The following is a 25,269-nucleotide window of genomic DNA, read 5'->3' as shown; positions in this document are numbered from 1 at the left end:
CGGATTTCCAAGCACTCCGGCCGGAGTGCTAAGGTTTCACCCGTTGCAAGGGCCTGTAGCGCAGTCCGGTAGCGCACCTCGTTCGCATCGAGGGGGTCAGGGGTTCAAATCCCCTCAGGTCCACCGCAGGGGCCGTTCGCGGGTTCGCCCGCTAACTGTTCACGAGATCCCGATCCGACGGTCGCCGTCGGGTCGGGATCTCGGCGTTTCAGGCCTGGTTAGTACGCAAGTCAGTCCAACGGCCCGCTGGGACGCCGCCCGTGCGGCAGTGGGCCGGGATCGGCGGTGGAGATGCGCGCATGCCCCGCGGGACCGCAGGCGCGGGGGCGGATGCCTGCGGTCTCATAGCTTGTCGATCTTCAGCTGTGGTCCTGAGGGCCGGTCACGGGCTGCGGCTTATGGCCGATCCGGCGGGCGCGGTAGCCCTCGGGATCGTCGGGTGGGGCGTGAGGGTCTCGCCGGGCTGCAGGTCGATGGCTGTGCGGGCGCTCTCCTTGCTCGCCTTGCGAAAGCGTTCGAGTTCGATGATGTTCTCGACCATCACCGTGATCGCTGCCAGGAGGGTCTGGGCGATGCGACCACGGGGCTGGCGCTTCTCTCGGGCGTCAGGGCGGCGTCGACGGACTTGAGGCGGCCATTGCCTCCTTCGATGTGGGAGCGCAGCGTCTGGTAGGCCAGGGCCCAGGACGGGCTCTGCCAGGGCAGCTCCTGCAGCATGCGGGGCATCACGTGTGCCTGCACCGTGACAGAAGACGGCGGTTTCGCCGCCCTCGAGTCGCTGATGAACCAGATGCTGGATCGGCCCACAGACGATCGCCTCCGCAGGGCCGGCCTTCGCGGAAGGCCAACGAGCTGGCGACGCGGTGGCCAACAGCGATCAACGCGACGGAGCTCTTCGTGCACGTTGCATGGCTGAAGGACCGGCGCAACTCGTTCGCGCACCGTCTCATCGACGAAGATCGTGTCGAGCACGACGAACCGTGCGCATGGACCTTCGACGACGATATGGCGGACGAGGCGCTGGTGAGGGTCAGTGCCGTTGCCCGGATGTTGGAGGAGGGTTGGGAGCTGCAGCTCACTGCGCAGTACTGATGGACTGTTGCCCGCTCCGGTTGGAGTCGGCCCAAATCCTGTGCCGGGCAGTGGCCGGTCGACACCGATCGCACGCTCCCTGCACAACCGGGGGACGGACACGTGCTCGCGGACGTCCGTCTCGGGGCGGTGTCCGGCGGCGACCCAGGCGCATCACCGTGAGGGGTGGTGACGAACCCCGCGGTACAGGAGTTGGCGCACGCATGAGGGAAGGAGTGGGCCGTCCTGGCGTTCCTGCGCCGTACGCGACTTCTTGCCGAACGCGCTAAGTCCGGAAACCGCGGCGGCCCATGACGCAAGGAACTGGCCTTTGGCCAGGCTGGTTGAGGTCTGCCTTCCCCCTCGCGCTACGCGGCGGATAGATTCGTACCCGCGAGCGTTGCGTGCGCAGTGTCTGGCCTTTGAGGTAACGGGGGTTGCTCGGGGTGGGGAATCGGCCGACGGATTGGCATGTCCTTGACTTGGAGTCGGATCCCGTTCCGGGGGATCCGGAGCGGGTCAAGGGACTGGCGCGGCGGTTGCACGACTTCGCCGACGATGTCGGGGATGCGCTGCGGCAGATCAAGGGCATGGCCGAGGATGACGCGCTGCTGAGGTGGGCGGGCAAGTCCGCGGACGCCTTCACGTCCGAGTTCGAGGACGTTCCGAAGAATCTGCGGAAGCTCAAGAAGTCCTACGACGTGGCCGGGGACGCCCTGGCGGCGTACTGGCCGGAGCTGGAGAAGGCGCAGGACGACTCCCGGCGCGCGCTGGAGAAGGGCCGGGAGGCCCGGCGCGACCTCTCGACCGCCAACACCCGCCTGGAGTCGGCGAACGACTGGGTGGACCGGGCGAATAAGAAGGCCAAGGAGTACGAGGACTCGGGCAAGAAGAAGGACGTCCCGCCGCCGGATGAGAAGGAGGTCCGGGCGGCCACCCGCAACGCCACGCACGCCAAGGACACCCAGCAGTCCGCGCAGACGGCCGTGGACAGCGCGCAGTCGGCCCTGGACGCGGCCAAGAAGATGGCCGCGGATGCCAAGAAGCTGCGCGAGGATGCGGCGACGAAGGCGAAGAAGAAGCTGGAAGAGGCCTCCGACGCCGGTATCCAGAACCGCAGTTGGTGGGAAGAGGCCATCGACTGGGTCTCCGACAACTGGGACACCATCGTCGCGATCTGCAAGGTCGTCGTCGCGATCGTCGGCATCATCGCCATGATCATCGGCGGGCCGATCCTCGGCGCGATCGTCCTGATCGCCGCCCTCGTCGTCCTCGCCGACACCCTCCACAAATACGCTAACGGCCAAGCTGGCCTCTGGGACGTCGCCTTCGCAGCCCTGGACTGCATACCCGGCATGAAGGGCCTGACCACCCTCGGCGGCCTGGCCAAGGGGCTCAAGGGCGGCATGGCGGCGATGAAGGGCCTCAAGGGCGGCCTGAAGGGCATGGGCCTGGCGGTGCGCGGCCTGGGCAAGAGCGCACGCGGCATGCTGGACAATGCCGTGGCCGGCGGCAAGGACGCCTTCGGGCGCCTCAAGAGCAAGGTCCGCAAGGGCGGCACCGATCCGGTGGACCTGGCTACAGGCAGGATGTTTCTGCCTCAGACGGACATCACGCTGCCAGGACTCCTGCCTCTCGGCTTCGGACGCCGATTCGAGTCCGGGTACCGGGCGGGCTGGTGGTTCGGCCCTTCGTGGTCGTCCACCGTGGACCAGCATCTCGAGATCGACGGCCAGGGCGTCATCCTCGTCGCGGAGGACGGTCAGCTTCTCTCGTATCCCCATCCCGTCGGGACCGGTGCGCCCGTCGTCCCGGAAGCCGGGGCACGCTGGCCGTTGCGCCGCCTTGACGACGGTGGCTACGAGGTCGTCAATCCCCTCACCGGACTGGTCCGCCGATTCTTAAGGCCGGTCGACGGGACGGCGGTCATATCCCGAATCCACGACCGCAACGGCCACTCGATCGAGTTCGAGTACGACGAGTACGGCACCCCTGTAGCGATCAAGCACTCCTCCGGCTACGAGCTGAAACTGACCGCCGAAGACGGTCGGATCACCGCGCTCGCTCTGGCACACGCGGCCGAGGACGGCTCGGACCTGGTCATCCGGCGGTACGGCTACGAGGACGGCCATCTCACCGAGGTCCACAACTCGTCGGGCCGTCCACTGCGTTTCGAGTATGACGGTCACGCGCGCGTGGCCGCTTGGGTCGACCGTAACGACAGCCGCTACGACTACGCGTACGACGATCTGGACCGCTGCATCGCGGAAGGCGGCGCCGGCGGCCATTTCCAGCTGACGATCGACTACGACGGTGCGCTCGCGGAATACCCCGACATGCGCGTCACCACCGTGACCACCGCGGACGGCCACTCCACCCGCCATGTGGTGGACGGCGCCTTCCAAGTCGTGGCAGAGATCGATCCGTTGGGAAACACCACCAGGTACGCATATGACGAGAACCACCACCTCGTCGGCCAGACGGACCCCCTTGGTCATACGACCACGCTCCGCAACGACGAGTCGGGCCGGCCCATCCGCATCACCCGGGCGGACGGCCGTACGGTCGAAGCGGAGTACAACGCACTCGGCCAGCTCACCCTGCTGCGGCTCGCGGACGGTTCCGAGATCCGCCAGCGGTTCGACGCACACGGAAACCGGACACATGTGACGGATCCGTCGGACGTGACGACGGCCTTCTCGTACGACGATGGCGGGCGCCTGACGGCGATCACGGACCCGCAGGGCAACGCCACCGAGTTCCTCTGTGACGCGGCCGGGCTTCCCCTTGAGGTGCGTGACCCTCTCGGCAGCCGAGTGACCTCCCGGCGCGACGCCTTCGGACGGCTGATCAGCCTCACCGACGCCGAGGGCGCCACCACCCGGATGTGGTGGACGGTGGAGGGCAAACCGCTCCGCAGAGTCGAACCGTCGGGGGCCGAGGAGACCTGGACGTACGACGACGAGGGGAACTGCCTCCTCCACACCAACCCCGCGGGGCAGCAGACCCATTACGAGTACACGCACTTCGACCTGCTCACCTCCCAGACGGGCCCGGACGGCGCACGCCAGGAATTCGAGCACGACGCGGCGCTGCGGCTCACCAAGGTGATCGGCGCGCAGGGTCTCGCATGGACCTACGAATACGACGCGGCCGGTCGGCTGGTGGCCGAGTCCGACTTCGACGGCCGCCGTATGACGTACGAACACGACGCGGCGGGTCGCCTCGTGGCAAGGGTCAACGGGCTGGGGCAGCGCGTCGCGTACGAGCACGATGCGCTGGGGCACATCACCGCGAAGGACGCCGACGGCCGGCGCACCGTCTTCGAGCATGACGCGGTGGGACGACTCCTCAGGGCTGCGGGCCCAGAGGAGACGGTCGCGTTCACGCGGGACGCCATGGGCAGGACGCTCACGGAGACCGTGGGGTCACGGGTGATGTCGTTCACCTACGACGCCCTCGGGCGGCGTCTTCAGCGCATCACCCCTGTCGGGGCCGAGACCGGCTATGCCTACGATCCCGCCGGGCGCCGTACGTCCATGACCACCGCGGGCCGTACGTTCGACTTCACCCACGACGCGAACGGCCGGGAGACGCTCCGGGTCCTCGACGACGGAGCACTCTCCCTCGCCCAGTCGTGGGATGAGTCGGGGTGTCTGGTCGAACAGTCCCTCATGGGGGGCGGCGGCTCCCTCATTCAGGAGCGGGCCTACAGCTACCGCTCCGACGGCTATCTCACTGGCGTCGAGGACAGGATCAACGGCCCTCGGCACTTCGACGTGGACGCGGTGGGCCGTGTCACCGCCGTTCGGGCACACGGCTGGACCGAGGGCTACGCCTACGATGCGGCGGGCAATCAGACCCACGCCGCATGGCCCGAGCGGAATCCCGGAGCCGACGCGCAAGGAGATCGCGCTTACGCCGGAGCGAGCCTCGTACGGGCGGGTCGGGTGCACTACGAGTACGACGCTGCCGGCCGCATCGTCCTCAAGCGCAGGGTGCGGCTGTCGCGGAAGCCTGACATCTGGCGGTACGAATGGGATGCGGAGGACCGGCTCACGCAGGTCACGACGCCAGACGGCACGGTATGGCGCTACCGCTACGACCCGTTCGGCCGGCGCACCGCGAAGCAGCGGCTCGGCGCGGATCACGCCACCCTGGTCGAGGAGACCCACTTCGCGTGGGACGGCGACCTCCTTGTCGAACAGACCACGGCGGCAACGGAACTGCCGTCTCCCATCACTCTCACCTGGGACCACCGAGGGCTGCACCCGATCGCCCAGACCGAGCGCCGGGTCGACACGCTGACTCAGGAAGAGATCGACAGTCGCTTCTTCGCCGTCGTCACCGATCTCGTGGGCACACCGGTCGAGTTGGTGGGCGAGGACGGCGCCCTGGCGTGGCGCTCCCGGTCCAGCCTGTGGGGCGGCACGGCATGGAACTCCGACGCGACCACGTACACCCCCCTGCGCTTTCCCGGTCAGTACTATGACCCGGAGACCGGTCTCCACTACAACCGGTACCGCCACTACGACCCCGACACTGGGCATTACGTCAGCCCTGACCCCCTCGGGCTGACCCCCGCACCGAACCATCGCGCCTATGTCCACAACCCGCACACCTGGGCCGACCCCCTCGGCCTCGAAGGCGACTGCGGCACGGACATCGCTCTGGGACTGCAGGAGGCGGACGGGAATCCGATGGCGCTCGACGAGTTCGCCATGGAACGCGGCGCGCTCACCTACCACGAGTGGCCTGGCAGTGGATCATGGCACCGGCAGCTTCAGGGCTATCTTGGAACCGAGTCGAACGCGCGGATCCACTTCAATCTCGACGGTATCGACGATCCCGTGGCCTCGGCGCGGGCAGGGCAGAGCGTCGACCCCAGCGGCTTCGAGGGGCTGACGAACTGGGAGCTCTACCAAGCCCGCGAGGCGACGCACGCTTGGGATCGGATCACTTGGTACCGAGGAGGTCAAACAGTTGCAAACCCCTTCGCCTGACGATGCCGACGTCGAGGTCCTCTTCCAGTCGCCCCGCACCTTCCGCATGTGGCGTTACGGAGTGGGCCACTCACAGCTGCTGCTCCGCGCCACCCCCGACGCCGATGAGTCCCGCTGCATCGACCTGCACTTCGAGGGGGTCGCCGCTGTCCAGCTCGGTACCCGGTACGTCGCGCCTCAGGTGCGTCTCGGCACCGAGGGGGAGCGTGCCGCACTGGAGGCGCTGGCTCAGTCGGGTACCGGGCCGCGCCACATCGCCCTCGCCCTGCGGACCGAGACGGGCACCGGCCTCGTACTCTGCCGAAGGGTGCGTGTCCTACGGGGCGGCACTGATCCCCTCGGCGACGTCGAAGACAGCGAGGTGCTGTGGAGCCATCGCGCGTGATCGCCGCTGTCCGGCCAGGCCCTTCGTCCGAACCCGCGCTGTAGTGCCGGCCCGCCGTGATCTCCACCGAGGCGGTCTGGCTGCGCTCGCTGGCCGAGCGGGCCAGGACCGGGATCGGTGTGGCGTCCACGCGGCGCGATCCGCCAGGTCTGTCAGGTATGCCGTCAGCTTGACGACGTCCTCCAGGCCCCGTGGTCCTATCCGTCAACGCCCGCTCTCGGAAGCGATCCTTCGTTATCGCCTCACCGCTTCGCTGCGGCGTCCCCGGCGGCGGCAAGGAGGTCTTGCGCCTGTTCGCGGGCCTGGCTGATGGGGTCCGGGAAGATGCTCAGGCCGTGAGCGACGAGCGCTCCTTCGTGAAGCAGCATGAGCGTCCGGCCCAGTTGGTCGGCCCTGTCCGGGGCGATGCCGGCGACGAGGTCGTTGAACAGAGCGAGCGTCCACTCTTTTTGCCGGGTGATGATCGCGTACGCCGGGTGGGACGGATCGCTGATCTCGGCGTGGGCGTTGACCATGCTGCACCCCTTGGAACTGTTCTGCGCCGCCCACTCACGGGAAGCGTCGAAGACGGCAAGGACCTGCGCCGTCGGCGTCGGCTGAGCGGCGTCGAGGCACTGGGCGAGGAAGGCCCGCCAGCGTTCATCGCGATCCGCGAGGTACTCCACGACGAGCTGCTCCTTGGAGCCGAACCGGTCGTAGAGGGTCTTCTTCGTCACCCCGGCCTCGGCGGCGATGAGGTCCACCCCGACGGCATGGATGCCGCGCTCGTAGAACAGCCTCGCAGCGGCCTCCAGGACCCGTAGTGCGGCAGGCGTCATCGTGCTCCGTCGCAGTTTCTCCGTGGTGTCCATATCTCATCAGTATACCGATCTGTATAGTGCATCCCGATGGGTATACCGATCTGTTTAGTGGAAGGGTGTGCGACGTGAACTCCCTGCTCTCTGTCGCCTTCGTGCTCTGCTGGAGTTCCGGGTTCATCGGGGCCAAGCTCGGTGCGGGCAGTGCGTCCGCGGTCACGATCCTGATGTGGCGGTTTCTGCCGCTGGCCGCCATCCTGATCGTCATTGCCGCCGTCGGCACCAGGGCGTCGTGGCGGGGCCTCGCGGTGCGGGACGTGGCCCGGCAGGCCATGATCGGTGCGTTGTCGCACAGCGGCTATCTGCTCACCGTCTACTACGCGATCCAACTAGGGGTCTCCAGCGGCACCACAGCCCTGATCGACGGCGTCCAGCCCCTCGTCGCCGGAGCACTTGCCGGACCGCTGTTGCGTCAGTACGTCTCGCGTAAACAGTGGCTCGGCCTGTGCCTGGGGGTCGGCGGAGTCGCCATCGTCACCATGGCCGATGCCGTGGCCGGCACCGGCGTGGTCTGGTGGGCCTATCTCATACCGTTCCTCGGCATGCTTTCGCTGGTAGCGGCCACGATCCTCGAAGGCCGCTCCCGCACGCAGGTTGCCCCCGCGGTGTCGATGACCGTCCACTGCGCCGTCAGTGCCGCCATCTTCACCGCACTCGCCGTGAGCGCCGGAGCCGCGAAGCCGCCCGCTGAGCTCTCGTTCTGGGCTGCAATAACCTGGCTCGTAGCCCTGTCCACCTTCGGCGGGTACGGGCTGTACTGGCTCATCCTGAGGCGCTCAGGAGTCACCAAGGTCAACACGCTCATGTTCCTCATGGCCCCAGTCACGGCACTCTGGGGAGCCCTCATGTTCGGTGAACCGTTCGGTGCTCAGACCGCTCTCGGCCTGGCCGTTGGCCTCGCAGCAGTCGTCACCGTCTACCGCGGTGGCACCTCATCTACCAGGGTGTGTGCGCGGGATGTGGACACCGCCCAGGCCTCGGGACCAGCCAAGTACGGCGCCTGATTCCGCCGCCCGTCGGTCAACGCCGCCTGATGTGGAGTCGCACGGGTTCGGCCAGGGCGGCGGATGCGCCGGTGAAGTCCGCGAGCCGGGTTGCGACCGTGGCCACCGCGAGCCGTTCCGGAGCGCGACGGAGAACTTCAGACCTCGCACCGCGCGTCGGTCGACGTCTGGCAGGACCAGCGACTCACCGGCGTCGGCGCGGGCCGCGCGCCACATCTCGGGCGTCAGGTCCTCGCGCAGCCGCACCCAGCAGTCGGTGGGCCGCTGCACGGGATCGGCGATTGCCGCCAGTGTCGCCGCCAGTGTCGCGTTCGCGCGGTAGCCGGCCCAGGTCCACCAACGCACTTCGTCTCCCACCCGGACCAGCAGCGATCCCGCCGGGTGCACGATGTCCGGTGCCGCCTTCTCCCGCCATTCGAGAAGGCATGCCTCCGCGCGCCGGGTGAGTGACACCGGTGGGTCAGCGCCGAGCAACACCTCACGCATGGCCCGCGTCAACTCGTACGACAGCCCGGCGATGCCGCCGCCGGCCCACTTGGCGATGCCTCCGCCTTCTACCGGTTCGACGAACGCGCGCTTGCGGGCCCAGTCGATGAACGTCACCTGCCAGCTGCGCCCACCCAGCAGCAGGCGCCGAGGCCCGGGCCGCTCCTCGGTGAGCACCGATGGATCGATTCGCCCGATCTCGGTGCGCCCGGACAGGACGGTGAACTGCGGCGGCACCGTGAAGGATGCGGTCAGCTCGATGAAGTGCCGGTGCCCGAACCGCTTCTCGGCTTCCGGGCCGATGAACAGCAGCCCGCCGTCGTTGTTCAGAAAGCCCTCACCGACCAGATGCCGCAGAATCGGCTCCGCCGAGCGGTCGAAGGGGGCGAGCCCGTTCCACTCGCCGTGCCACAACCGGTCACCCAGCTTGTGCTGTTGAAGGGCCAGGCCGAGAAGCTGCTGGGCGACCAGGTGCCGGGGCTCGGGCGGGGCGATCACCGCCTCCACCCAGCCGCGCCCCCACAGCCGGAGCAGTGCTGCGGCCTGAAGCAGGGTCCAGAAGGAATGCCTGCCGAAGAGCGACTGCTCGTCCCACTGAGAGCCGGTCATCAGCTTCCCGGCGAAGAGCGAGGGGCGGCATACGGCAGTGACGGTGGGCAGTGCAGCCGCCATGCCCCGTCGGCGCGGGGTGTCCTTCGCACCGGGCAGCGGGTCGTACTCGGCCCAGTCCCGGCGCAGTTCCTCACCCAGCTTGGCGGCGACCGCCGCGCTCATCCCGTCCAGAACGATGAGCAGGACCCGGTGGTCGCCTGCCTTGACGACGGGCCCGACCACCCGGGCCAGGAACGATTCGACGGTCAGCATCGTCCCGGCGCCGGTGTCCGACGGGGGCCGGGTCGCCAGCGTGCGTGCGAAGTACCGGTCGACCTCCCGCCGCCGCGCGCGGACCGCCGTGCACAACCGGTCGTAGGCGGCTGCCAGTTCGGGCTCCGGTCACCGCCTGCCGCGACGTGCTCCATGGCCAGGTCGACCCAGCCGGTTTCCGTCAGATGCCGGTCGACAGCTCCGCCGACCGACTCCGATGCGGGGCCGGGCTCGGTTGCCAGCCACTGGGTGAGGCGCTGGGCCATTCTCGCCCGTTCGATACGGACGCTCTCGTCCTGGCCGGTCGCCAGCCGGTGCCGTTCCAGTTCCCGTACGGCCCCGGCTGCCCGCGCGGCGTCCCCGTCGGCCAGCGCCCGCCCGGCTGTCGCGAACGCGGCCTCGAGCCCGGCCCTGAGCACCGGACTGGTGGCGGCCGCCCTTTCGGCACCGAATTGCCGGGTCAGCGACGCGGCACGATCCAGCACGGTGGCGAACAGCCGCTCGGCCAGGGCCGCATTCTCGCCGGAACCCGAATGCCGGGCCGCCAGGAGCGCGGCGACGAACTCCTCGCTCGCCCGCCCGAGGGCCTGGACCAGCACGTCCAGCGCCTCGCCGTTCGCGGGCGGCTCCTCGCCGAACCAGCGCTCGGCACGTCCGCGCGCCCGATAGTTCTCGGGGTCGGGTGAGCCGTCCGCATGCACCCACAGGGCCGCGCAACCAGCCCGAACGCCACCGCGTCCGACCCGTGTTCGGCCAAGACCAGGGCCAGCAGTGCCCGTCCGGCGAGCCCCGCTTGGTCCTCCTCGTCGAGGAACCGGGTCAGCCCGGCCCGCTCCGGAGCGCGCATGGCCAGGAACCGGTCGGGCCCGCCGGGGGAGAGCGACCAGCGCAGCAGCGTATTCACATCCAGCTCGACGCCGCCCACGACGCCGCCCGGGGGCTGGTCCGCCCGGTCGGGGTCGTAGGGTCCCGCCCCGAGCCGCCGCAGCGCGAGCAAGGCCAGGGCGTGGCAGCGGGCCCCCCGCCAGCTGGGGCCAGCCGCCCGGTGGCGTGGCGTCCAGCAGCGCCTCGGCCGCCCAGTTCTCCGCGAACAGCCGCTCGTCGGTGCGTTGCGCGCCGAACGCCGCGCGTACCACGTCCCAGGTGTCCACGGCGTTGACACGCTGCTTGTGCACCCGGGGCAGCAGATCGGCGCCGAGTTCGGACTCCTCCCGGTCGGTCAGGACCACCAGCACTTCGGGGCCGCCTGCCCCCGGCGCGAGATGGTTCAGCACCAGCTCGTACGCGCCCAGGGGCGACACAGCCGTGGCCACCCGCGCGTGCCGCTCGCCCCAGACCAGCTCGGGCGGCCCGTCCCAGACGGGGGCGGCGCGCAGCAGGACGGCCTTGCGCTTGCCGGATGCCAGCCCCGACTGCGAGGCCAGGTACTGGGTCACGGTGGCGGTGTTCAACCGCACCGCGCTGGTGCCGGTCGTCGTGCTCATCGGTCGTCAGTCCTCCACCACACGCCAGCTGATCTCGACGGTGCCGGGCTCACGAGCCGCCAGCTCGGCCAGCTCGGCGCGGAGTTCGGCGACCGCGCGGGACACCTCGTGCGTCCACCACCGGACCGGCGCGCGGGGCGGCTGCCGGCCGGCTTGGTGTGCGCCTCCGGCACGGGCGGGTGGCTCGACTCCGTCGTCAGGTCCACGGATCCGGGATCGCGCGGGGACGGAACCTCTCGGGAGCGGCCGGGGGGCGGGGTGGGCTGCGTCACCGGTGTCGAGGTGGCCCGGCTGCGTTCCATCACAGCCACAATGCCCCGCCGGGCCTCCCGCAACGCGTCCGGGAGGCTCGCGGTGCGCTGGTCGGAGCGGGCCGCACCGCGCAGTGCGTCCAGCACCGCCTCGCCCTCCGGCCCGTATCCCGCAGCGAGCCGCAGCATGTCCCACGCCGCGCCCGCCAGCGCGGCGGCGACCTGCTGCGCCTGCTTGACCGACACCCCGTACCGGTCGGCCGGGACTCCACCCAGGTCGAAGTCCGCCAGTGCCGCAACCGTCCGCTTGGCGGCCCCGCCACCGCCCGCCGCGCCCGGGTCGGTAGCAAGCAGCGCGTCCAGCAGCCCCAACGACCGCCGCGCCAGGGCAAGCCGCCCGTCGTCGTCGGTCTCGTGCAGGCCGAGCAGCTCCACGTGCTTCTCCAACTCCCGTACCAGATCGGCAGCGTGCGGCTGGTACGCGCGCGCCTGGCTCAGGATCCGCCGGGCGAACTGGCTGACGATCCGGCCGCGCCGCAGCGCCGGAGCCTTCTCGCCGAAGATCTCCTCGTACCGGTGCCGGGCCTGGGCCCACACCGACTCCTCGGGCAGCGGCTGGGCACGCAGAGCGTCCCCGGCCTTGATCTGGGCGAGTTCGGGCGCCGGGTCGAGCACCGCGCCTGTGCGCACCCACACCCGGTCGCCGGTGACTCCCTCTGTGCTGGCCTGCCGCAGGAAGTGGTCGCGCCAGCGGGTGGCCAGCTCGAAGTACGCCTCCTTCTGCGTGCCCAGACCGAGCGGCGCGGCGATGTTCCGCATCGCCTCCCGCTCCTTGGACGGCGCCTCCACCCGCCGGTCGGTGGCTTCGGTGGCGGCCCGTACGCGGGCGAAGACGGTCCGCACATCGGCCGGGCGCACGGCGACGCCGGTCCGGTCCGGATCCAGGTCGGGGTGCGCGGGGAACTGGTGGGCGAGCAGCTTGCCCGCGATGTGCCGGGCCGCGTCCCGCAGCGACTGCCCGACCGAGGGCTTCAGACGGGTACGTCCGGCAGCGGTTCGAAGTGGTCGGCGTGGCCCGGCTCCACATCGGTGGGCTTCTTCTCCGCCAGCCCGTACGCCTGCTTGAGCGCACGCTTCACCATCCTGGTCAGCGAGGTGCGCTGGCCCTCCAGCAGTGTCCTGGCGCGGGCCCGGTTGTCGGCGTTGAGATGGGAGGCGTACTGGGTGTCGAAGCGCCGGGCGTCGGCGAGGGCATAGTCGATGGTGACCAGCCGCCGGAAGTCCTGGAACCGGGCTGCCGACAGATGCGCCGGTATCCAGGCGGCCGTACGCGGACGTTCCCCCGGCAGATTGCGTAGCGACCGCATCCGGTTGGCGTCCTCGACCGGCCCGAACTCGCCCTCGTGGTAAGGAAGGCTGACCACCAGCCGCCACAGTGACGCGTCGGTGGGTGAGAATTCGTGGTCCGCCAGGTCGTCCGAGTCGGTGATCTTGCCGACCACGATCTCAAGCACCCCGTTGGAGCCACGCCACACCAGCGTCAGCTCATCGGCTCCCATCCTCCCGTCGTGGGCCGTGAAGCCGATCTCCTCGGCGAGCAGCCGCTTGAGCAGTGCACGCTGGTTGCCCGGGTTGTCGTTCACATTGGCGTTGGCGATGACCGAGTCCACATCCACGCCGGCCAGCTCCAGGCGGACGCCCGGGTTGACCTGGGTGCCCATCTCCTTGATCTCCGGGAAGCGGGACGCCCACTCGGCGACCTTCGACTTGATCGCCCCCACCTCGGCTCCCGGGATGGGGGAGACGACCGAACCGTGGTTGAGCGCAGCCAGCCGCCGGATCGTCAGATCGCGCAGAGCCGGGACACTGGGAGCCAGGGCGGAGAGGAGGAGGGTGCAGATCAGCCGGTTGTCGCCGACGAAGCCGTGGCAGCGCTCGCTCAGCTGCGGGCTGTCGATGCTGCCGGGCCGGTGCAGGTAGCGCTCGACGTCCTCAGTACGTCCCAGACGGCCGGCCCGCCGGACCGCTTGGCCTTCGCGAACGCCGCGTCCAGCTTGGACTTCGCCTCGTCGTCCTTGGGCTGGAGCAGGCGCGCGTGGGCGATCTGCGGGAGGTTGCGGTCCTCCAGCGTGATCTTGTCGAAGCGGCCGGAAGCGAGGTTGAGGCTGTCCTGGATCGCGGTCTCGGCCGCTCCGGACAGCTCCTCGCCGACCAGCTTGCGCAGGTCGCGCTGGCGGGCGATGAACGACACGATGGGCACGGCCCGGCGGGAGTCCGAGCCCTCCACGAAGTTCGTGATCTTGTCGGCCTCGCGGGAGACGAACTTCTGGTCGTGGATGCGGTTGGCGAGCCAGAGGATCAGCTCGTCCATGAAGAGGATCAGCCCGTCGTAGCCCAGCGACTTGGCGTGCGCGGCGATGACCGCGAGCCCGGCGTCCAGGGATATGAACCCGTACTCGTCCTCCGCGGCGTTCTTGGCGAAGCCGGGGAACCAGCTCATCGCGTCGTGGACGAGCTTGGCCCGCAGCTCGGTCGAGGTGGTGGGGTCGACCAGGTCGAGCCCGGAGGGGCTCCGGGCTCCCGTCCTCGCGGTACTCGCCGCCGTCGTACTGCTCCGCCTCCATCGCCCGGTCGAGGAGCTCGGTGTTCCAGGCGAAGGGATCGCCCCACTCGTCATCGCCATCGTCATGGTGCTGCGCGTCCTGCGCTCCCGGATCCGGGCGGTCCAGCCCCGCGATGGACGCCTCGTCGCCGATCCGGTCCCGTAACCGCCGGATGTCCGCGAACAGGGTGTTCGTCCGGTAGACCTGCGGGGTCAGCGCATCCGGATGGAGGGCGCTGACGTGCGCCACGTACCCGCCCAGCACACGCTGCTCCAGCGACTTGGCACCCAGCATGTGGTACGGCACCAGCAGGAAGTTCCGCCCGGCCGAGAGCCATTCGTGCCTGCCCAGCACCGGGTCGAACTCGGCCAGGGAGCGGGCCGCCCGGTCGCCCCGTAGCAGGGCGTGCAGCACCGCCATGAAGTGCGACTTACCGGAACCGAACGAACCGTGCAGATACGCCGCCTTGGACGTGCCCGTCCAACGCCGCCTTGATCAGTCCGAGGGCCTCGTCGAAGTTCTCCAGCAGGCGCTCGGTGACCACATAGTCCCCGAGGGCCTTGGCGCTGCCCTCCTCGGTCACCGCCTCCGCGAGCTTCAGAACGAAGTCGGAGGTGGAGATGGACGGCTTGATGTCGATGACATCGCGGAGCAGGGGCGGCTGAGAGGAGGCGGTGGGTGGCATCTTCTCCGGTTTCTGCGGTCCGTTCGTTGTGTCCCGGCTGTCCTGGACCTCGTCCGCCAGCCGCCGTCATCCTTTCATTTTTCCCTCCCTCTTCGCCCTCGTCCATCGTTGAACTCGCGCTTTTGAGAGGCTGGTTGGGAGCGTGCGCCCCGCATCGTCAGGGAATGCCGTACAGGGCCCGCGCTCGGTCTCCGAAGACGTCCCTGTGCAACTGGGCGGGGATGAGGCCGTCGCAGGCCGAGGCGACCGACCTGGACGTCGGCCAGGTCGACTCCGCGTGCGGAAAGTCGCTCGCCCACATGAGGTTTGAGCAGGCCGGGCCGGTGAGCCGGAGGGCCACGGGGTCGTCCTGGAACGTGAAGTGAACCGAACGCGCGATGTACTCCGACGGTGGACGGTCGATCCGGCCATCGAGCTTCAGCCACCTGTAATGCCGGTGGAAGTAGTGGTCCAGGCGCTGCAGGAAGTGGGGCACCCAGCCGGCATCGAACTCGGCGAACACCAGACGCAGCTCGGGGCGGCGCTGAAGGACGCCGCCGAGGACGAGTCCGGTGAGCAGTTCCTGCGCGTCCCAGAGGGGGAGGATCGCCGCGGCCCCTGGGCCTGCGGCGGGCGCCTGCCGTACCGGGGGCAGGGCGTGGAAGGTGATCGGCATCTCCAGTTCGGCGGCCGTCTCCCACAGGACATCGAACTCTTCGTCGGCGTAGCCCCCGGCGGACGGCTCCAGAGGCACGACGGCGCCCTTCAGGCCCGAGTCGCGGATGCGGCGGAGGTCTCGGGCTGCTTCCTCGGGGGCGGTGACGGCGGAGGCGCCACAGCCGATCAGCCGGTCCGGGGCCGCGGCGCAGAAGTCCGCCAGCCAGCCGTTGTACGCGGCCATGCACGCGGCTGAGAACTCCCGGTTGAGGTGGCGGAGGAGAAACAACCCGACGGTGGGATAGAGCACTTCGGCGGCGACGCCGTCCGCGTCCTGGTCGGCGAGACGCGGACCCGGCTGCCATGCGCCTGGCCGGATGTCGGCGAATCGGGTGCCCGTCTCCATCAGGTCGTCTCCCGGCGCTCCGGCCGAGGCCGCGAGCCCCAGACCGACGGACCGCGTGGAGCCGGGAAACACATAGCGCTCGCCGCCGTCGCGATCCGGTACGAGGCGGGGTGCGTGCTCCTGCCAACGACGGTCGAGGCGGTCCCGGAAGAGGGCCGGTGGTTCCACGATGTGGGAGTCGGCCGAGACCAGAGGGGTGTCCACTACTGCTCTTTCTGGGACATCAGCCGCCAGAAGACCAGGAGCGCGGCATGTGCGAGAGCAAGTGTTCCCACGCCCGCGGGGTGCACCCAGCCCGGCTCGTCGTCGAAACCGAGCTGCAGGGCGACCAGGGTGCAGCCGATGGCCAGCAGGGGCAGTTCGGCGATGGTGAACCGCAGGAAGGCCCGCCGGGTCGGCGGGTCGGCCTTTCTGATCACTGCCAGGTTCCAGCTGATGTAAATGGCGAACACGCCCGTCCAGCTGATCAGTGTAGGAGTGCTGAGCCACGCCCCGTCCGGCACCGGTCGGCTCCATCCGTCGGCCAGGGCGATGTAGTTCCCGGCGGTCAGGGCGTCGAATCCCACGAGTTCGCCGGAGAAGTACGAGGTGGCGGCCCGTGCGGACTGCCAGTCCTGCCACCAGCTCGCGACGAACAGGGGGATGAAGGCCAGCGTCAGGGTGTTCGCCACGTCGTGCAGCACCAACGCGCCGATCACCCACGGCGTGACGTAGATGACGTCCACCAGCCCGAGGGCGGGTGGCTGTGGACGGCGTTGGATCACGGCCTCTTCCTCACCGGCGGAGCAGGAGCGCCGCGGCGAGCACGATCCCGTTGAGCGCGTGCCCCGCGACCTCGTAACTGGGTGACCACTTCACGACCCCGACGACTTCAACTGGTTTGTTGTGCGCGTAGAACACCAGCTCGGCCGACTCCACCAGGAAGTAGACGGGGATCTCGAACCCGCCGTTCTCGAGCACACCCGTGAAGCACTGGTAGCCGTACACGCTGTACTGGTTGGGGATGTTGATGACGGGCGGCCGGAACGGGTCGTACACCTGCGGGGTGATGTCGGGAAAGCGGAGCGTCCCGTCGATGGTCACGACATCGGGAGGCGTTATGCGGCGGCTTCCCACGGCCTCCGCAAAGTCGCGGACCCCTAGATTCCGGTCGTTGATCTCGGCATAGGCGAACGAGAAGATGTCTTCGGGGAAGAGGTCCGCCAGGTACATGTCGGCCCCTGACTCGGCCGCGTACCCGAGCTTGGCGGCCAGGAACCAGCTGAAGCCCCCGCTGACCTGCTCACTGTTGCGGGCGGCCAGGGAAGAGCCGACAAGCTTGACCCCGATGGGCAGGATGAGCTGTTTCTCGACATAGATGAGCGTGTTGCTGATCGCAGGTATCGGGACCACCACCCTTGAATCGGAGAGGCGTTACAGGGGCATGCCGAAGGTCTCGCACCGGTCGGCGCTGTCGCCGATCAGATCCGTGAGGGGACAGATGCGGGGGACCGCGCCGTCGGCTGCGCCGGCCCGCTCTCGCTGCCCGGCCACCACCTCGACCAGCTCTGCAAGCAACCTGTCGGCCCGGTCGGCCGCCGACGGGTACCGGGTGGCCACAGCCGAGGCCACCTCGTGGGCGGGGCTGCCCGAACGAAGGGCGCTCAGGGCTTCGTGTGCGCTCGCGTTGGCGTACAGGTACCTGCTGGTGCCGTGTACGTGGAGAACGAAGCCGTCGCCCTCCTGACGGGAGGCGAAGCCGGGAAGCTCGACGGATGTGGTCACTGTTCCTCCTTGTGGACGGGAACTGGGGCGACGGGAGCCGGACCGAGCTGTACGAGGACGGGTTCCGACCGATTGCTCGGTTCCACGCAGTGCTTCGACGCCCGCGTCTGCTTCTCAGCGCGGAAGCGCCGGGCCGCGGGGCTGGACCAGATTTCGCGGATGCCCTGCTGCCGCACATGGCCCAGTCGCTGTCGGCGGTCCCTGACGAACGGGCACGGGTAGGCCCAGCCGTCGTGCAGGATCGCCAGGTCCCGGTCGAGAGCCGTGCAGGGGGAGGCGCGCAGTTGCGGGTCGTGGAGGTGCCCGGAGAGCAGCGCCGCGGCGATATCGACCCGACCGCGGTATCGGTCGCGCAGTGCCTGCAATCCGGCTACGAAGTGCCCGAACGGCTCGGCGGCCAGTTCCAGTCGTCTCCGGTCGGCCGCACTGCCGAACTCCGGCAGCACCTCGCCGACGCACACGCGGCGCACACCCCGCTCCGCCGCGAGAGCGGCCACGCCTTCGATCTCCTCCAGGTTGTCCGGCATGGCGGTGTAGGCGAAGGAGACTTCCACACCGCGCTCGACGAGCCGGGAAACCCCGGCGAGGGCTTTCGCGTACGCATGCGGGGAGCGGCGGACGGCGTTGTGGCGGTCGGGGTCCGCGGCATCCAGGCTGACCTGGAAGGTGACGTCTGCGGCGGCGAGCCATGCGGCGGTGCTGTCGTCCACCAGCATGCCGTTCGAGGTGATATGCGGGCGCAGGCCGTTGGCGTTGAAGAAGGCGACGAGGCTGCGCAACTGGGGTACGAGCAGCACCTCACCGCCGGTGAGGGTGACCTCGAATACTCCCGCCTCCACGATCCGGCGGGCGATGAGGCTCAGCACGTCTGCCGAGGGCAGGCCCATGCGTGGGCCGTCGTCCTGCTGGTAGCAGTGCACGCATTTCAGGTTGCACAGGTTGGTGAGCTCCCAGTGCACATTGAGCGGAGCGGTCAGGGCCATCTCTCCCCCAAAGTGTTGACGACACCGCTCCCCTTGTAGAGGACCAGTGCCGGATGCCGCAGGGCGGTGGTGCCCGCAGTCGGGTCACGTTCCGTGACGATGAGGTTTGCCCACTTGCCGACGTCGATCGAACCGAACAGCTCTGCTCTGCCCAGCCGTTGTGCCGCACGTATGGTTGCGTTCCGCAGTACCTCTAAGGGGTCCGTCCCCCAGCGCTCGAACCGGATCAGCTCATCCACGTAGTCGTCGAAAGTGCAGGGTGCGCATCCGGCGTCGGTGCCGGGAAGCACGGGCAGTCCGTCGGCGAGGTGGGGCGGACGACACTCGTCCAGATACCTGTACCAGTAGTCGAGGATGGCCACCTCGGATGTTGGCTGGGTTCGGGTGAAGCGGGGGCGCAACGAGATCCACGAGCAGTATGCGGTCGGCACGAAGGCTGTCGACCGCTCCTTGGCCTCCGCGATGAGCTCGGGGTCGGCCACCATGCCGTGCTCCACGGTGGTGGCGCCCGCTCGGACCGCCGCCCGGATTCCCTCAGGTGTGAAGGCGTGCACAGCCGTGAGCAGCCCGGCATGGTGTGCCGACGAGACGATCTCCGCCAGCTCCGGTTCGTGCCACAGCTCGGGGCCGTTCATGATCTTCAGCCACTCGTGGCCGGACGCGGCGTGCTCCTCGACGAGCTGCCCGATCCCCCTGGACGGAGACAGGTGCTGCCCGAACACCGAGCCGTGGCCGTCCGGGCGGCACAGCGGTTCGCCGCTGGTGACGAGATCGGGGAGGAGCAAGTGCCCTGTGCCGAGGTAGCGCTTCGCCGCCGCGAGGTGGGACTGGCGGCCACCGGCGTCCCTGACCAGGCAGATGCCGTTGCGCAGCGCTTCCGTGAGGTTCTGCACCGCCCGCAGTGCGCCGAGCTCCGCGGGCTCGTCGAAGGCGAACGTGATCGCCCCGTCGTGGATGCGAGGCTCGAAGGTGACGTGCGCGTGCATGTCCACGAAGGATGGGGTTGCCCAGCACCCGTCCAGGTCGAGTATCTCCGCGTTCTCCGGGGGCGGTTCATCCAGCGCGGCGATCCGACCGGAGGAGACCGTCACTGACGCCTTCCTGGTCTCCCCTTGGACGACATCGACGATGTTGAGCCCGCGGAGGTGGCGTAACGGGCCCACCGATTCAGCTGAGGGAGCGTCTGCTCCCGAGTCGTCTGCTCCAGGACCCGCTGCCCACGGGCCGCCTATGGGGCCGGTCATGCACTCGGCGCTCTGGTGAGGGGCACGTACGAGGCATCGAAGACGTGCCGGTAACCGAGACCCTCGTACCAGCGCTGGACGGCTGATCCGGCCTCGGTCTGCAGCATGATCTGGGCCGCGCCGTCCTCAGCGGCGATCCGTGCCAGGTACGCCATCATCGCCGCGCCGACCCCCGCCCGGCGGTGCGTCGGGATGGTGCCGACGCCGTAGACGCCGGCCAGGGAACCGGCTGTGAACATCGCAGCCACCCCGACCGGTTTCTCGCCGGAAGTCGCCATGACGTAGTGCTTGCGGTACCCGGGCACATCGGCTTCGAAGGAGGCCCGCAGACTCTCGGAGTAGGCGGCGTCGAGTTGGCCGTAGGGGTCGTCCGGGTCGCCTCCGGAGTACGCCTCGGTGAAAACAGCGACATAGGTGTCACGTTCGGCAGGTCCCACGGTGAAGACGCGCAGATTCCGGCCTCCGTCGTCGGGGGAGGCCAGCGACTGGGCATCGCCGACCAGCCAGGCGTCCGTGGCCCACACGTCGGTGTCGGCAACGGACGGGCCGTGTGCACCTGTCGCCTGTGGAGTGAGGTACACGGCCGGTTGACGCCCACGCCGGGCGAATTCCTCCTCGACTGAGGCGGGCACGGCGACCTCGGCTAACGGCGATCCAGGGGCAAAGAAATTGTAGTAAGGGTCCTCGATGGCATCGCTGAAGAGCAGAGACCCACCCTCGACCTGCTGGTAGTCGGAGAAGTACATGCCTTGCAGGCACTCGAAGTGGAAGACCAAGAGGTCGTCAACGGTGGGATCGGTGACGGGCATGTCCCTCCTGATGCCGCGTTGGATCAAAGTAGGACTCCGAAGCCGCAGTTACGGCAGTGGAGTAACCCCCAAGTGACCGAGAGTGTTCACAGTACCGCACTGGGTTGCCTTCGAGGGGGGAAGCACCGAAACGCGTCAACGCGGGTTGTGACCACAGCCAGGAAAGGACCCTCCCGCATCGGGAGCGGGCCATTCGGAGCAGGAGCCCTCGCATGCCCATGCGCCTGGACCGCCCCCAGGGGACGATCCAGGCGAAGGTGAGCGCGGGAACTCGGCACCATCGGTGGACAGTTGCTGCCGCGTTGTCATCGCAGGTCAACTGGGCTCGATCAACTCCGTGTATCCAGCCGCCTCTTCCCTCCTGACGGGAGAGGCATCAGGGAGAGGTGCTCGGAGGGCGACCGCCGGCCTCCGGCGGTGTCGCGTCCGGGTCGACGCCCACCACGATCGAACCGGTCAGCCCCTTGCTGTAACTGCCCGGCCTGACCTGCTTGAGCGCGACCACCGAGGCCGGGCCCGCAGACTGACCGGTGCGGTCATCGGTCAGTTTGACCCGCTCGGTTCCGGTGTGCTGCGCATACGGATCGAGCTTGGCGATGGCGTCGGCCACCTCGTCGGCGAAGAAGACCTGACCGGTGTGGGCGACGTGTCCGTCCTCGTACGTCCCGCCTCCGACCTCACCGCCGTAATGCACCTTGAGGTGAATGTGGGTCGTGCGTCCGTAGTACCAGCCGGGGAAGATCGTCTCAAAGGTCGCTTTGCCGTGTGCGTCGGTGAGTTGGATTCCGCGCAGAAATGTCGTGTTGTCGGTGTTGGGGACGTGCCCATTCTCGTCGGCCTTGCTGGGGTCGTAGGGCTCGTCCGGGGAGATGGCCGTGTAGCCGCCGTAGACGCCACCGGCGTCACAGTGCCAGATGTCCACCGCCGCATTGCGCAGGGGCTTGCAGGTTTTCGTGTCCACCACCTGGAAGGTCAGGGCGAGCGGGACACCGGGACGGTTCTCCCTGATGTCGCGGCGGACCTTCTCGTCCTCCAAGTAGTAGGGGCCCGTCATCTGCTCAGCGGTGAGGACACACTGCGAGGCTGTGGCACCGGCCGCCCCGCCGGCGGTGGAGTCGGTGGCGGGCACGTCCGCGGCGGAGTCGGCCGGTCCGGCCGAGGCATTGGCGGCGTAGGCTGCGATTCCGGCCGCTCCGAGCCCGACTCCGCCCAGTACGGTCAGGACTTTTCGCCGACTGGGCACCGGCTTGGCGTGGGAATGGTTGAAGCTCTCGTCCGTCGCGGGGCGTGGGTGCTGTTCGTCTTTAGCCATGTCGCGGAACCTATGGTTCGAGTATGAGAGCGCCCTGGGTGGCAGCTGTGGATGCCCTGTGGGTCGTTGAAGGCGGCGGATGACGGCGCGTGTCGGGGCAGTCCTCGTGGCGAGGAGGGCACACCCTTCTGGACGGCACCACGGGTCCACGGGCCTTGGGGTGGCGGGCCGTGCGATGGGCGTCGGCGAAGGCTGAAAAGAGTCGTCAACGGCGCCTGGGACAAGCGGGATCGGGCTACCGGCGGGAAACCTGGGATTGACCCTTACCTGGGACAACCGCGCTCGTGCATAGTGGTCCTCCCCCTAGATCACAGATGGCTGAAAAGTACATACCAAGGGAACCGGCAGATGGCGTGTGAGCGGTGCGGCGGTCAAGACAGGCCGTTGTCGGAGCGGCCCTGCGCGTGCCGTTTCCTCGTCTCGGATCCGTCGGATCCCTGGATCACCCGTGACACGCTCTACGGCCGCTGGACCACGCTCTCGGGCCCGCGCAAGGTGGCCGTCGCAGTGGGCGCTCTCGCTCTCCTGGCGCTGAGCACGCTGGCCGGCGTAGTGCTCCTGACGGAGTCCCCGGCCCCATCGGCGGATTCGGCCTCGCGGACGGAGCAGGCGGGGCCGGAGACGGAGCTGGAGGCGCCCAAACCCAGCCTGATCCTGCCGACAGGTGAAGTGGCCGAACCCGAGCCGAGCCCCAGCCGCTCCTCGAAGTCACCCAAGCCCAAGCCCACCCGCACCCCGCCGCCGACGCCCAAGCCCAGCCCCAAGCCCACGCGGGAAGAGCCGGCCCCACGGCCGGGCCCCATCACGTACTCCGCCTGGGCCGGGCACGGCTGCGCCTCGCCCGAGGGCGGCGGCTACGAGGAGCACGGCGTCTGGCACAACGGCATCGAAGGCTGGTTCACCGTCAGCCCCGGGGGTTACGAGGGAAGCTCGTGCGACGGCTCCTTCTCCGGTGTCCCCATGTCGGGGGACCGGGACCGAGACCGGGGCAACGGGGCCGAGTGGTGGTGGTCGGTCGGCGAGGACTCGGACCGGTGCGACGTCGGCGTGTACATTCCCCGCGGCGACGACCATTCCGTGGCCGGCAACCCGACGACCTACATGGTGCTCACCGACCTCGACGGCCGGTACGCCGACGTGACCCCCTTCCGTATCGACCAGATCGCGCACCGGGGAGAGCTGGTCGACGCGGGCACTTTCCGCGTCGAGGGCGGCCGCATCGTCGTGAAGCTGCTGGACCGCGGCCAGGACTGGGACGAGGACGGGCCCACGTACGCCCATCACGCCGCGGGGCAGATGAAAGTGACCTGCCGGTCCGGCTGATGCGGTTGCGCTGATGCGGTTGCGGAGGGGGCGTACTCCGCTCCCGGTTGTCCCCCTCCTGCCGATCAGCCGAGGTGCTGTGCAATACCCGCGACGACCGACTTGCCGGTCGCCGGTCCTGGTGCGCCCCCACGTGGCGCACAGCGCGTCCACCAGCAGCAGCCCCGCAACCCCGCCCTACGCCGTACGCCAGGCCGGAGGGCGTCGGGTGGACCAGGCCTGGGACGGGAGGCATCCCGTCGGGCGGGTCCACGGGGCCGCCGGGGGTGGTGCCGCCGTCACCGCGTCACCCCCCGCGGCGGCCAGCGCGCCCAGGATCGCGACCACGGCTGCCAGTTCCTCCGGCAGCGGCTTGCCGCGGACGATGCGGACCGCGTCGAACGGGCCGCTCATTGGGGCTGGTTCCCGTGCTTGCGGCTGGGCAGCGGGGCGTGTTTGGCGCGGAGCATCGCCAGGGCGCCGATGAGGCGGCTGCGGGTCTCGGCCGGGTCGATCACGCTGTCGACGAGGCCGCGCTCAGCCGCGTAGTACGGGTGCATCAGCTCGGAGCGGTACTCCTTGACCAGGCGGGCGCGGGCCGCCTCCGGGTCGGCGGCCGCCGCGATCTCGCGGCGGAAGACGACGTTCGCCGCGCCCTCCGCGCCCATCACCGCGATCTCGTTGCCGGGCCAGGCCAGCGAGATGTCCGTGCCGATGGAGCGGGAGTCCATCACGATGTACGCGCCGCCGTAGGCCTTGCGCAGGATCAGCTGGACGCGCGGCACGGTGGCGTTGCAGTAGGCGTAGAGCAGTTTGGCGCCGTGCCGGATGATGCCGCCGTGCTCCTGGTCGACGCCGGGCAGGAAGCCGGGGACGTCGACCAGGGTGACCATCGGAAGGTTGAAGGAGTCGCAGGTCTGGACGAAGCGGGCGGCCTTCTCCGAGGCGTGGATGTCCAGCACCCCGGCGAAGGACGCGGGCTGGTTGGCCACGATGCCGACCGTCTGCCCGTCGAGGCGGGCCAGGGCGCAGATGATGTTGGTGGCCCAGGACTCCTGGATCTCGAAGAAGTCGCCGTCGTCGACGATCTCCGCGACCACCGCCCGCATGTCGTACGAGCGGCTGGGGTCGGCCGGGACCAGGTCCAGCAGGGAGTCGGTGCGGCGGCTCGCGGCGTCGGTCGTGGGCTCGGCCGGGGGCAGTTCGCGGTTGTTGGACGGCAGCAGGGACAGCAGATGGCGTACGTCCTCCAGGCACGACTCCTCGTCGTCGTAGGCGAAGTGCGCCACGCCCGAGACCGATGCGTGGGCGTCGGCGCCGCCCAGCGCGTCGTGCGTGATGACCTCGCCGGTCACCGCCTGGACCACGTCGGGCCCGGTGATGAACATCTGCGCCGTGCCCCGCACCATGAACACGAAGTCGGTCAGCGCGGGGGAGTAGGCGGCGCCGCCGGCGCACGGCCCGAGGATCACGCTGATCTGCGGGATGACACCGGAGTTGCGGACGTTCCGGGTGAAGATGCCGCCGTATCCGGCGAGCGCGGTGACGCCCTCCTGGATCCGGGCGCCGGCGCCGTCGCACAGGCCGACGATCGGGGCGCCCGCCGCCTCCGCGAGGTCCATCAGCTTGTGGATCTTCTCGGCGTGGGCCTCGCCGAGCGCTCCGCCGAAGATGCGGAAGTCGTGGGCGTAGGCGAAGACCGTACGGCCGTGCACCTGCCCCCAGCCCGTGACGACGCCGTCGGTGTGCGGGCGCCGGTCCTCCAGGCCGAAGCCGGTGGCCCGGTGCCTGCGCAGCTCCTCGACCTCGGTGAAGGTGCCCTCGTCGAAGAGGAGCGCGATCCGCTCGCGGGCGGTCAGCTTCCCCTTGGCGTGCTGCGCTTCGGTCGCCCGCTCGCTCGGCCCGCGCCGCACGTTCTCGTGCAGCTCGGCCAGTTCGGCGGCGCGGTCGCGCAGGTGGCCGTCCGCGGGAGCCGCCGCGCTCGGGGGCGTGGGGGCCGTGGGGGCCGTGGGGGGCGTCGGGGAGGTCGGGGACGTCAGGGGCCTCAGGGGCGTTTCCTCGGCAACGCTCATGCGGGACAGCGTGCGTGAGGCGGCTCAAGAGGGGCTCGACGGCTCCTG

25 protein-coding genes, 1 tRNA gene and 1 pseudogene are annotated in these 25,269 nt (G+C 69.3%); 8 read left to right on the top strand and 19 right to left on the bottom strand.

Going from position 1 to position 25,269, the window contains the following annotated elements:
* The first annotated feature begins 49 nt into the window (after positions 1–49).
* Positions 50–123 (top strand) — tRNA-Ala (locus tag ACTWQC_RS04450).
* A 259-nt stretch (positions 124–382) separates the two neighbouring features.
* Here ACTWQC_RS04450 and ACTWQC_RS04445 read toward each other — a convergent pair.
* Together ACTWQC_RS04445 and ACTWQC_RS04440 are read right to left on the bottom strand one after the other, a co-directional pair.
* On the bottom strand, positions 383–541 hold the full coding sequence (locus tag ACTWQC_RS04445; protein WP_443314177.1) for a hypothetical protein: 159 nt from the start codon (positions 539–541) through the stop codon (positions 383–385).
* The gene (locus ACTWQC_RS04440) at positions 541–726 is read right to left on the bottom strand and encodes a hypothetical protein (RefSeq protein WP_443314176.1); all 186 of its coding nucleotides are present in this window, start codon (positions 724–726) and stop codon (positions 541–543) included. The genes ACTWQC_RS04445 and ACTWQC_RS04440 overlap by 1 nt, the downstream gene beginning before the upstream one ends.
* 171 nt (positions 727–897) lie before the next feature.
* Between ACTWQC_RS04440 and ACTWQC_RS04435 the strand changes: the two genes are divergently transcribed.
* From ACTWQC_RS04435 to ACTWQC_RS04425, 3 genes are all read left to right on the top strand, one after another.
* Positions 898–1,092, top strand: coding sequence for a hypothetical protein (locus tag ACTWQC_RS04435; protein ID WP_443314175.1), 195 nt, complete (start codon positions 898–900; stop codon positions 1,090–1,092).
* A gap of 425 nt (positions 1,093–1,517) precedes the next feature.
* A complete protein-coding gene (locus ACTWQC_RS04430) occupies positions 1,518–6,074 on the top strand; it encodes an RHS repeat-associated core domain-containing protein (protein WP_443314174.1) in 4,557 nt (1,518 codons plus the stop codon).
* Positions 6,055–6,459, top strand: coding sequence for a hypothetical protein (locus tag ACTWQC_RS04425; protein ID WP_443314173.1), 405 nt, complete (start codon positions 6,055–6,057; stop codon positions 6,457–6,459). The genes ACTWQC_RS04430 and ACTWQC_RS04425 overlap by 20 nt, the downstream gene beginning before the upstream one ends.
* Before the next feature lie 242 nt (positions 6,460–6,701).
* On the opposite strand, the gene ACTWQC_RS04420 is transcribed toward ACTWQC_RS04425, so the two are convergent.
* Complete coding sequence (locus ACTWQC_RS04420) at positions 6,702–7,310, bottom strand: TetR/AcrR family transcriptional regulator (RefSeq protein WP_443314172.1); 609 nt, start codon at positions 7,308–7,310, stop codon at positions 6,702–6,704.
* Between the two features lie 74 nt (positions 7,311–7,384).
* Between ACTWQC_RS04420 and ACTWQC_RS04415 the strand changes: the two genes are divergently transcribed.
* A complete protein-coding gene (locus tag ACTWQC_RS04415) occupies positions 7,385–8,320 on the top strand; it encodes a DMT family transporter (protein WP_443314171.1) in 936 nt (311 codons plus the stop codon).
* A gap of 16 nt (positions 8,321–8,336) precedes the next feature.
* Here ACTWQC_RS04415 and ACTWQC_RS04410 read toward each other — a convergent pair.
* The 5 genes and pseudogenes from ACTWQC_RS04410 to ACTWQC_RS04390 all read right to left on the bottom strand — a co-directional run.
* Positions 8,337–9,361, bottom strand: a pseudogene (locus ACTWQC_RS04410) (DEAD/DEAH box helicase); the annotation flags it as partial.
* A 302-nt stretch (positions 9,362–9,663) separates the two neighbouring features.
* Positions 9,664–11,154, bottom strand: a complete 1,491-nt coding sequence (locus ACTWQC_RS04405) for a hypothetical protein (RefSeq protein WP_443314170.1) — start codon at positions 11,152–11,154, stop codon at positions 9,664–9,666.
* Positions 11,151–12,323, bottom strand: a complete 1,173-nt coding sequence (locus ACTWQC_RS04400; protein WP_443314169.1) for a hypothetical protein — start codon at positions 12,321–12,323, stop codon at positions 11,151–11,153. The genes ACTWQC_RS04405 and ACTWQC_RS04400 overlap by 4 nt, the downstream gene beginning before the upstream one ends.
* Before the next feature lie 113 nt (positions 12,324–12,436).
* Complete coding sequence (locus ACTWQC_RS04395; RefSeq protein ID WP_443314168.1) at positions 12,437–13,186, bottom strand: hypothetical protein; 750 nt, start codon at positions 13,184–13,186, stop codon at positions 12,437–12,439.
* Between the two features lie 158 nt (positions 13,187–13,344).
* Positions 13,345–13,905, bottom strand: a complete 561-nt coding sequence (locus ACTWQC_RS04390; protein WP_443314167.1) for a hypothetical protein — start codon at positions 13,903–13,905, stop codon at positions 13,345–13,347.
* Between the two features lie 16 nt (positions 13,906–13,921).
* On the opposite strand from ACTWQC_RS04390, the gene ACTWQC_RS04385 reads away from it, so the two are divergent.
* Both ACTWQC_RS04385 and ACTWQC_RS04380 read left to right on the top strand, forming a co-directional pair.
* Complete coding sequence (locus ACTWQC_RS04385) at positions 13,922–14,173, top strand: hypothetical protein (protein ID WP_443314166.1); 252 nt, start codon at positions 13,922–13,924, stop codon at positions 14,171–14,173.
* A gap of 75 nt (positions 14,174–14,248) precedes the next feature.
* A complete protein-coding gene (locus ACTWQC_RS04380; protein ID WP_443314165.1) occupies positions 14,249–14,407 on the top strand; it encodes a hypothetical protein in 159 nt (52 codons plus the stop codon).
* A gap of 31 nt (positions 14,408–14,438) precedes the next feature.
* On the opposite strand, the gene ACTWQC_RS04375 is transcribed toward ACTWQC_RS04380, so the two are convergent.
* The 9 genes from ACTWQC_RS04375 to ACTWQC_RS04335 all read right to left on the bottom strand — a co-directional run bounded on the left by ACTWQC_RS04375 (position 14,439) and on the right by ACTWQC_RS04335 (position 21,847).
* Positions 14,439–14,693 carry a hypothetical protein gene (locus ACTWQC_RS04375; protein WP_443314164.1) on the bottom strand — a complete coding sequence of 85 codons (255 nt, stop codon included), beginning with the start codon at positions 14,691–14,693 and terminating at the stop codon, positions 14,439–14,441.
* Positions 14,694–14,850: 157 nt separating this feature from the next.
* Positions 14,851–15,939, bottom strand: coding sequence for an amidohydrolase family protein (locus ACTWQC_RS04370; protein ID WP_443314163.1), 1,089 nt, complete (start codon positions 15,937–15,939; stop codon positions 14,851–14,853).
* The gene (locus ACTWQC_RS04365) at positions 15,939–16,499 is read right to left on the bottom strand and encodes a hypothetical protein (protein WP_443314162.1); all 561 of its coding nucleotides are present in this window, start codon (positions 16,497–16,499) and stop codon (positions 15,939–15,941) included. Before ACTWQC_RS04365 ends, ACTWQC_RS04370 begins: the two co-directional genes overlap by 1 nt.
* A gap of 10 nt (positions 16,500–16,509) precedes the next feature.
* Entirely contained in the window at positions 16,510–17,130 is a 621-nt protein-coding gene (locus ACTWQC_RS04360) for a hypothetical protein (RefSeq protein ID WP_443314161.1), read from the bottom strand.
* 18 nt (positions 17,131–17,148) lie between these two features.
* Complete coding sequence (locus ACTWQC_RS04355; protein ID WP_443314160.1) at positions 17,149–17,499, bottom strand: hypothetical protein; 351 nt, start codon at positions 17,497–17,499, stop codon at positions 17,149–17,151.
* Positions 17,496–18,482, bottom strand: coding sequence for a radical SAM protein (locus ACTWQC_RS04350; RefSeq protein WP_443314159.1), 987 nt, complete (start codon positions 18,480–18,482; stop codon positions 17,496–17,498). Before ACTWQC_RS04350 ends, ACTWQC_RS04355 begins: the two co-directional genes overlap by 4 nt.
* Positions 18,473–19,645, bottom strand: coding sequence for an amidohydrolase family protein (locus ACTWQC_RS04345; protein WP_443314158.1), 1,173 nt, complete (start codon positions 19,643–19,645; stop codon positions 18,473–18,475). Before ACTWQC_RS04345 ends, ACTWQC_RS04350 begins: the two co-directional genes overlap by 10 nt.
* Before the next feature lie 77 nt (positions 19,646–19,722).
* Entirely contained in the window at positions 19,723–20,535 is an 813-nt protein-coding gene (locus tag ACTWQC_RS04340) for a GNAT family N-acetyltransferase (protein WP_443314157.1), read from the bottom strand.
* A gap of 376 nt (positions 20,536–20,911) precedes the next feature.
* A complete protein-coding gene (locus ACTWQC_RS04335) occupies positions 20,912–21,847 on the bottom strand; it encodes an intradiol ring-cleavage dioxygenase (RefSeq protein ID WP_443314156.1) in 936 nt (311 codons plus the stop codon).
* A gap of 384 nt (positions 21,848–22,231) precedes the next feature.
* On the opposite strand from ACTWQC_RS04335, the gene ACTWQC_RS04330 reads away from it, so the two are divergent.
* On the top strand, positions 22,232–23,170 hold the full coding sequence (locus ACTWQC_RS04330) for a hypothetical protein (RefSeq protein ID WP_443314155.1): 939 nt from the start codon (positions 22,232–22,234) through the stop codon (positions 23,168–23,170).
* A gap of 177 nt (positions 23,171–23,347) precedes the next feature.
* Here the strand turns inward: ACTWQC_RS04330 and ACTWQC_RS04325 are convergent, their stop codons facing one another.
* Positions 23,348–23,563: an acyl-CoA carboxylase epsilon subunit gene (locus tag ACTWQC_RS04325; RefSeq protein WP_443314154.1), complete on the bottom strand. Its 216-nt coding sequence runs from the start codon at positions 23,561–23,563 to the stop codon at positions 23,348–23,350.
* On the bottom strand, positions 23,560–25,221 hold the full coding sequence (locus ACTWQC_RS04320) for an acyl-CoA carboxylase subunit beta (protein WP_443314153.1): 1,662 nt from the start codon (positions 25,219–25,221) through the stop codon (positions 23,560–23,562). The genes ACTWQC_RS04325 and ACTWQC_RS04320 overlap by 4 nt, the downstream gene beginning before the upstream one ends.
* Positions 25,222–25,269 lie beyond the last annotated feature (48 nt).

The organism is Streptomyces sp. 8N616 (assembly GCF_052246385.1).
In the GTDB taxonomy this organism is placed as follows: Bacteria; Actinomycetota; Actinomycetes; order Streptomycetales; family Streptomycetaceae; genus Streptomyces.
This window is presented reverse-complemented; position numbering and strand designations above follow the sequence as displayed.